We start from the raw sequence: 1,306 nt of genomic DNA on the forward strand, positions 1-1,306 counted from the left end.
GTGCTTGGGTTGCGGGGGCGCTGCGGGATACGACCGAGTCGAGGCGGCCTGTGGCGGTGGCGGCGGCTATGGCGTGGGCTGCGGTGGAGTCGGGGGTGTTTTGGCCGATCGTGTTGGCGGTTGTGGCTGCGGCGCTGATGGTCCCGGCGACTGAGGCTGCGGCTGCGGCTGCGGCCTGCGTGGCGGCGTCTGCGGAAGTCGCGGTGGCGTTGTCGCCCGCGGGGGCCTGAGCAGCAGCGCCGGATCCGCCGGTGGTGGCCGCGCCGTATTGCCCGGCTTGTTGCCCCGCTTGTTGCCCCGCTTGTTGCCCCGCTTGCTGCCCCGCTTGCTGCCCCGCGTACTGCCCTGTTCCCCTGCGGCCGTTCTGGGGGCGGCCGGCCGGCGCCCGTCCCGGGGTGATGTCCCAGCCGAGCGTCGCGGCGTGGGCGGCGGCCGACTGCAGGTCGTCCAGGCGTCCGGTCAGCAGGTCCCGGAGGAAGTCGGCGCGATACTTGTCCTCGACCGCGGCCACCGCCAGCTGCTTGACCACCGACAGCGCGGCGACCGTGGCGGCGCGTTCGAGGGCCGCGACGTCGGCGGCGTCGAAGGCGCGGCGTCCGGCGAAGGCGACCAGGCGGCCGTGGTCGACGCGTCCGGCGACGATCGGGACCAGGGCGTGCTGCGTGCCGTGGTGCGCGGTCAGGCCGGGCTGCTCGGCCTCGGTGCGCAGGCGGTGGTCGGCGTCGGGGCCGGTGGCGGCGTCGAAGCAGGGCAGGTGGCGGACGGCGTCGGCGCCGTGTTCGGCCAGCACGCGGCCGTCGGGCGTGGTGACCAGGACCGGGCCGCCGAGGATGTTCGCCAGCTCGGCGGCGAGCTCGGCCAGGCCGCCGCCCTCCAGCGCGATCTGGGCCAGCGTGCGGTGGACGTGATCGGCGCGGGCCAGGACCGCGGACTGGCGGTCGAGGACGTCGGACAGGACATCGGTGAGGATGTCGTCGAAGGCCACACCCTCGGGGAGCTCGATCACCGGGAAGCCGAGCGCGTCGGCGGCGGCGAGGAGCTCGGGCGGGAGGTCGCCGAGGTAGCGGTGCGGCTTGATGGCGATGGCGGACAGGCCCGCGCGGTCGAGGTCGGCGATCAGGTCGGTGAGCGGCGAGGGCGAGTGGCGCAGGGGGTAGCCGGTGGTGAGGAGGAGCTCCTTGGGTTTGACCCAGGGGAGGATGTCGGGGACCTCCATCACGTTGACGCGCTCGACGACGCGGTCGTGGCCGGCGTGGCCGGCGACGATGCGGGCGCCGGCGAGGGCGGGGAGGGCCAGGGCCTGGGT

The 1,306-nt window shown here is 75.1% G+C and carries 1 protein-coding gene; it reads right to left on the reverse strand.

The annotated features are described in order from the left end of the window. On the reverse strand, positions 1-1,306 hold a 1,306-nt coding region (locus GWK61_RS59145; RefSeq protein ID WP_267254615.1), incomplete at both ends, for a PucR family transcriptional regulator.

It is taken from the genome of Catenulispora rubra (assembly GCF_015356825.1).
GTDB lineage: Bacteria > Actinomycetota > Actinomycetes > Streptomycetales > Catenulisporaceae > Catenulispora > Catenulispora rubra.